At 70.0% G+C, this 6000-nt stretch carries 5 protein-coding genes; all 5 read right to left on the bottom strand.

From position 1 onward, the window contains the following. Nucleotides 1–296: 296 nt before the first annotated feature. The 5 genes from BDW27_RS25325 to BDW27_RS25305 all read right to left on the bottom strand — a co-directional run bounded on the left by BDW27_RS25325 (nucleotide 297) and on the right by BDW27_RS25305 (nucleotide 5909). A complete protein-coding gene (locus tag BDW27_RS25325) occupies nucleotides 297–923 on the bottom strand; it encodes an MBL fold metallo-hydrolase (RefSeq protein WP_017542205.1) in 627 nt (208 codons plus the stop codon). Between the two features lie 31 nt (nucleotides 924–954). Continuing rightward, complete coding sequence (locus BDW27_RS25320) at nucleotides 955–1962, bottom strand: adenylate/guanylate cyclase domain-containing protein (protein ID WP_017542206.1); 1008 nt, start codon at nucleotides 1960–1962, stop codon at nucleotides 955–957. 77 nt (nucleotides 1963–2039) lie between these two features. Next, a complete protein-coding gene (locus tag BDW27_RS25315; protein WP_017542207.1) occupies nucleotides 2040–2552 on the bottom strand; it encodes a PH domain-containing protein in 513 nt (170 codons plus the stop codon). Between the two features lie 26 nt (nucleotides 2553–2578). Further along, the gene (locus BDW27_RS25310) at nucleotides 2579–3331 is read right to left on the bottom strand and encodes a biotin--[acetyl-CoA-carboxylase] ligase (protein WP_110052112.1); all 753 of its coding nucleotides are present in this window, start codon (nucleotides 3329–3331) and stop codon (nucleotides 2579–2581) included. A 16-nt stretch (nucleotides 3332–3347) separates the two neighbouring features. After that, nucleotides 3348–5909 (bottom strand): phosphoenolpyruvate carboxylase, encoded by a 2562-nt coding sequence (locus BDW27_RS25305; protein ID WP_110052111.1) that lies wholly within the window; start codon nucleotides 5907–5909, stop codon nucleotides 3348–3350. Nucleotides 5910–6000 lie beyond the last annotated feature (91 nt).

Here is a 6000-nt window from a genome sequence, read left to right as displayed (position 1 = left end):
CGAGCGCACACACGTGCCCGTTTCTAGACCCCCAGAGTCTGAGGGGAACTGCGCCGTGCAGCTCACAACAGCACGTGGTTGCGGTTCCAACCCCCAAGGGGCGCAGCGACCTGCACCCCCATATCCCCCCGGAGGGCGGGGCGCTTCTCGTGCTTGGGGTGGTGCGGGGAACCGCGCCGTGCGGGTCACAACAGCACGTGGTTGCGGTTCAAACCCCCTGCGGGTGCGCGCCTGTGCTTCTTCGCCCTCGGGGGCGGAGGATGTCGCTTCACCTGCGTGCCCTGGCGGAGCGCGTGTCAGAAGCCTCGGGTGGTCCACTCTTCCAGGTGGTTGGCGGCTTCGGCGATGGTGGTGGACTCGCCGTGGCCGGGGTGGACGACGGTGTCGCCCGGGAGGGTGATCAGCTGGTCGCGGATGGACGCGATGATCGTGGGGAAGTCCGAGGAGGGCTGGCCGGTGGCTCCGGGGCCGTCGGGGAAGAGCGTGTCGCCGCTGAAGACCACGCCGAGTTCGGGCGAGTGGAAGGACACTCCGCCGGGGGTGTGGCCCGGGGTGTGCAGCACGTTGAGCTCCACGTCCCCCGCGCGCAGGACCTCGCCGTGCAGAAGGGGCGCGTCGGGTTCACGGTAGGGGTGCACCTGGTGCCACAGCTCGGCGTCGTCGGGGTGGAGGAGGATCGGGCAGTCCGCGAGATCGGCCAGGGCGACGGCGGCGTTGATGTGGTCGGGGTGCCCGTGGGTGCACACGATCGCCATGAGTTCACGGTCGCCCAGCCCTCGGGCGATGCGCTCGTGGTCGTGGGCGGCGTCGATCACCACGGCGCTCTCGTCGTTTCCGACGATCCACACGTTGTTCTCGATGTCGGACTCGGTGCCCTCGACGCTGAAGACACCCGAGGTACGCAGTTGTTGGATGGGGGTCAAACTCTCACCGCCTCACGTTGGGGTTTCGAGCCTATCCCTCCGGGGGCGTCGGCACATGCGGTTGCGCGTCGAAGTCACGGCGCAGCGCGTACGGCTGGATCAGCCCGAGACCGTGGGCGTGTCGCGCGCGGACCTGCACCACCTGGAGGCCCTCCTCGTCGGTCAGGCTCTCGGCGAGGGCCTCGTCGATGAGGACGGTTCCCGGGCGGGCGAAGGAGGTGAGCCTGCTGGACCGGTTGACGGTGGTACCGAAGACGTCGCCGTGCAGGGTGAGGACGGGGCCGTAGGCCACGCCGACCCGGACGTCGGGGACCTCCACGTGGGTCTTCACCCCGGAGGCCAGGCGCAGGGCGATGTCCGCGGCCTGGAGGGGGGAGTCCGCGACGTAGAGGACCTCGTCGCCGAGGGTCTTGACCACCCGTCCGCCGCCGGAGGCGACGATGTCGGCGGCGGTGGCCTCGAAGCCCTCCACGACGCCCGCGAGTTCGACCTCGTCGAGTTCACGGCTCAGGGTGGTGAAGGAGACCAGGTCCGCGAAGCCCACGATCAGCGGGTAGTAGTTCGGGACGGTGTCGTTGTTGTTGGACATCACCGCGAGGGTGCGCGCCGTGGACGCGGCGAGCTGGCGGCGCCAGATGTGCAGGAGGAGCCGCTCCACGTCGGGTAGCAGCTCCTTGACCTGGTTCATCAGCGGGCTGGCGGATTCCTCGTTCTGGAAGATGAGGGTGCTCAGGATGCTGGTCTGCCAGTCCGCGAGTCTGGCCATGGTCTGACCCATGGCGCGGGCGAAGCGGACCACTCCCTCTTCGTCCAGGAGCCCCTCCTTGAGGAGGGAGTTGGTGATGCGCAACGCCTCGACGTCGCTCTCGGCGAAGATCACCGAGTCGTCACCCAGGGTGGGGAAACCGAGGGCGCGCCAGACGCGCCCGGCCAGTTCGGGGTCGGCTTCGGCGAGCTCGACCGCCTGTTCCCTGGTGTAGACCGCTTCACCACCGAGCAGGACGGACTCGATCGCTTTCGGGTCAGGACGCGACGGCATACGTTCTCTTTCACGGCCTTACCGCACGGGGGCGGTGTGGGATGCGCCTCCAGCTTACGCCGGAGGGGGCGGGTTGGTCAGCTCGCCGGGTACTCCGGCCGCTGGGCCGCGTTGACCTGGCGGTAGATCTCCGACTGGAACCACTGGGGTCGGGGCACCCGCTGGAGGACCATGCCCTCCTGTTCGGACGCCGACTGAATGGACAACGTTCCGTACCGCATGATCCGTTCCCACAGGGTGATGTTGAAGGAGACGTCGTTGACCCTCGTCAACGGCATGTCCCGGCCCTGCTTGGAGATGATGCCGTCACGCATCATCAGCCGCCGGTTGGTGAGGATGTAGACGGTGGTCGCCCACTTGAGCATGGGGACGAACCAGAAGGCCAGGGCGGCGACGACGCCCACGGCCACCACGACTCCGGCGGCGATCAGGCTCCAGTCCTCGTTCCAGGGAACGAAGAAGAGCGCGGTGCCGACGACACCGATGATGAGGAACAGCGCCACGAACTCTCCGGCGAGGAGGGTCCAGTGTTGACGCGCGACGTGGACGAGTTCTTCGTCATCGGAGAGATAGCGGTCCGCGATAGCCATAATGGTGATAATGGCACAAGGAACGGTTATTCGCCCGGTCGGACGTGCACGACGTCCCCGGCGCTGAGGGCCCGCCCGGCGACGAGCAGCCGGGCCTGGTCGTCGACCCCGGTGGCGGTGCCGTCGAGGAAGGTGCCTCCGGGAAGGTGGACGCGGACCCGGCGGCCGATGGTCACGCACACGTCCCGGTACTCGTCGGCGAACTTCCAGGTGGTGTAACGCCTTTCGAACTCCTCAAGGACCGCGACGAGGAGGGTCTCCCGAAGGGTGTGTGCGCCTTCCGCGCGGAGTGAGGTGGCGGTCTCCACGGGCAGTTCGTCGCGCGTCTGGGAGACGTTCAGCCCCATACCGACCACGATGGCGGGGTGGGAGGGGTCGGAGAAGTCGGCCTCGGCCAGGATCCCGGCGAGCTTGGTCTCTCCGACGAGGAGGTCGTTGGGCCACTTGAGCCGTGTGTCGAGCCCGGTGGTCCTGCGCACGGCTGCGACGGCCGCCAACCCCATGAGGGGGGACACCCAGCCGAGTTGTTCCGAGGGCACCTCGGGCCGGACCAGGAGCGAGAAGGTGAGCGCGACCCCCGGTGGGGTCGTGAAGCCGCGCCCCAGCCTTCCCTTTCCGGCGGTCTGGTGTTCGGTGACCAGCACGGTCCCCTCGGGGGCCCCTTCCCTGGACCTCGCGATCAGTTCGGTGTTGGTGGACCCCGCCTCGGGCACCACCTCGACCCGCCAGAGTCCGCCGGGGCGGATCGCGTTCCGGTCCAGGGGAGGGATCTCGTTCATCCGTCCATTAGAGCAGTCAGCCGGTGTTCTGGAGTCCGGCGGCCACTCCGTTGACAGAGAGCAGGAGCAGTCGTTCCAGGTGCTCGCTGTCCTCTTCGGACAGGGACTCGGACTCCTCGCCGCGCAGTGCCTCCAGGGCGCGGAGCTGGAGGTGGCTGAGCGCGTCCACGTAGGGGTTGCGCAGGTCCACGGCGCGGGACAGGACCGCGCGGTTCTCCAGCAGGCGGCTGTGGCCGGTCACCCTGAGGACGAGTTCGCGGGTCAGGTCGTACTCCCGCAGGACCGTCTCGCTGAGTTCGGGCCGGTCCCCCAGGGCGAGGTAGCGCTCGGCGATGGTGCGGTCGGTCTTGGCCAGGCTCATCTCCGCGTTGTCCAGCAGCGACGCGAACAGCGGCCACTCCTGGTAGGCGGCCTGGAGGACGGGCAGGTCCGCCACGGCGGCCAGGCCCGTGCCGAGGCCGAACCAGCCGGGCAGGTTCACCCGGGTCTGGGTCCACGCGAACACCCACGGGATCGCCCGGAGGTCGCCCAGGCCCTTGGCGGCGCTGCGGCGGGAGGGCCGCGACCCGAGGCGGAGGTCACCGAGCTCTTCGAGGGGGCTGACCCTGGAGAACCACACCGCGAAGCCGTCGGTGTTGATGAGCGAGAGGTACGCCTCCTGGGCGGCCTCCGCGATGGTGTCCGCGTGGCGCCGGTAGCGCTCGGCGGCGGCGCGCTCGTGCTCCTGGACGGTGTCGGTGGAGGCCATCAGGACGGCGTGGCCGACCTGTTCGATGTGGCGGCGGCCGATGGCAGCCTGGCCGTAGCGGGCGAAGATGACCTCGCCCTGTTCGGTGACCTTGAACCGGCCGTCGACCGAACCCGGCGCCTGGGCGAGCAGGGCGCGGCTGGCCGGACCGCCGCCGCGGCCGAGGGAACCGCCCCGGCCGTGGAAGAGGGTGAGGCGCACGTCGTGCTCGCGGGCCCACGCGGACAGCCGGGCCTGGGCGTCGTACAGGCGCAGGGTCGCACTGACGGGGCCCACGTCCTTGGCGGAGTCGCTGTAGCCGAGCATCACCTCGAGGCGGCGGTCGTTGTCGGCCAGCCGCTGGCGGACGGGCGGGAGTTCGAGCATCCCGGCCAGTACCCGGGGTGAGGCCTCCAGGTCCGCTCCGGTCTCGAAGAGCGGGATGACGTCCAGGACGGGCACACGCTTGGGCGGCAGGGCGTGGGTGGCCAGCTTGTGGACGGCCTCGATGTCCTCGGCCGAACGGGTGAAGCTGACGATGTAGCGGCGGCAGGCCTCCACGCCGAAGCGCTCCTGGATCCAGGAGACGGTCCGGATGGTGTCGAGGACCTCCTCCGTGCGCTCCGAGAGGGGCCCGCCGGACTCCAGCTCCTTGAGCGCGGCCGCGTGGACCTCGCTGTGTTGGCGGATCTCCAGTTCGGCCAGGTGGAAGCCGAAGGTCTCGGCCTGCCACACGAGGTGCTGGAGGTCGCCGTAGGCCTGGCGGACCGCCCCGGCGGCGGCGAGCGACTCCTGGACCAGACGCAGGTCGGTGAGGAACTCGTCCGCGTCGGTGTAGGCGAGGTCGGCGTCGCGTTCGCGGGTGGCGCGCAGGCGGGCCGTGGCCAGGAGCAGGAGCTGGCGGTGGGGTTCGTTGGGTGAGCGCTGGGTGATCTCGCCCATGAGCGCGGGCTGGCCCGCCTTCGCCTCGGAGATCGCGTCCCGGAGCGCCGGGCTGGCGGGCGTGAGGTTGGAGTAGACGGTGAGGGCGCGGGCCACCCGGCCGCAGGCGGTCTCCAGGCCGCGCAGGATGTGCTCGGACTGGATGGTCATCGCCTCGCGGGTCACCTCGTGGGTGACGAAGGGGTTGCCGTCCCGGTCGCCGCCGATCCAACTCCCGTAGCGGACGAACGGCGTGGCGCGGGGCGGGCGGGTTCCGGTGCCCTCGGGGTCGATGGCGGTGTCGAGGGTCCGGTAGACCTGCGGGACGATCGAGAAGATCGTCTCGTCGAAGGCGGCCAGGGCGGTGCGGACCTCGTCGAGCGGGTTCAGCTTGGTGTAGCGCAGCTGGGAGGTGCGCCAGAGGAGGTCGATCTCCTCCAGCAGGCGGCGGTGCGCCTCGGCGGCGGCGCCGCTGCCCTCGTGTGAGGTGTGCCAGGCCTCCAATTGGGCGCTGATGCGCAGGATGGAGGTGGAGACGGCGCGGCGCCGGGCCTCGGTGGGGTGGGCGGTGAGCACGGGGTGGAACTCCATGCCCTCGACCAGTTCGGTCAGGCGCTCCTCGCCGCCCTCTCCCTCGCGGACGGCGCGCACGGCGGCGGCCAGGGACTCGCGGGGCGGGTTCGCGGCGTCGTCGCGTTCGCGCAGGGCGCGCATGCGCTGGTGTTCCTCGGCCAGGTTGGCCAGATGGAAGTAGACCGTGAAGGCGCGGGCGACCTGCTTGGCGCGTTCCAGGGGCCAGGCCGCGACCAGGCCGGTGATCTCCTCGGTCGTGACGGTCCCGTCGCGGGCACCGATCACGGCGTGTCGGAGTTTCTCGACATCGGCGAGCAGGTCCGCGCCGCCGCTTTCGGCGAGGACCGTTCCGAGCATCTCGCCGAGCAGCTTGACGTCATTCCTGAGCTGTTCGGGGACTTCCTGGCGGGCACTGTCGCGTTCTGCGCTAACCGCTGTCATAGGGCCG

It is taken from the genome of Nocardiopsis sp. L17-MgMaSL7 (assembly GCF_003182025.1).
Lineage (GTDB): Bacteria > Actinomycetota > Actinomycetes > Streptosporangiales > Streptosporangiaceae > Nocardiopsis > Nocardiopsis prasina.
The sequence above is the reverse complement of the archived record's forward strand: the minus strand, read 5'-3'. Positions and strand labels throughout refer to the sequence as shown.

Bases quoted from the DNA above. Each gene is read 5' to 3' on its own strand.
- BDW27_RS25320 (WP_017542206.1), bottom strand. From the start codon at position 1,962: ATGCCGTCGCGTCCTGACCCGAAAGCGATCGAGTCCGTCCTGCTCGGT.
- BDW27_RS25315 (WP_017542207.1), bottom strand. From the start codon at position 2,552: ATGGCTATCGCGGACCGCTATCTCTCCGATGACGAAGAACTCGTCCAC.
- BDW27_RS25310 (WP_110052112.1), bottom strand. From the start codon at position 3,331: ATGAACGAGATCCCTCCCCTGGACCGGAACGCGATCCGCCCCGGCGGA.
- BDW27_RS25305 (WP_110052111.1), bottom strand. From the start codon at position 5,909: ATGCTCGGAACGGTCCTCGCCGAAAGCGGCGGCGCGGACCTGCTCGCC.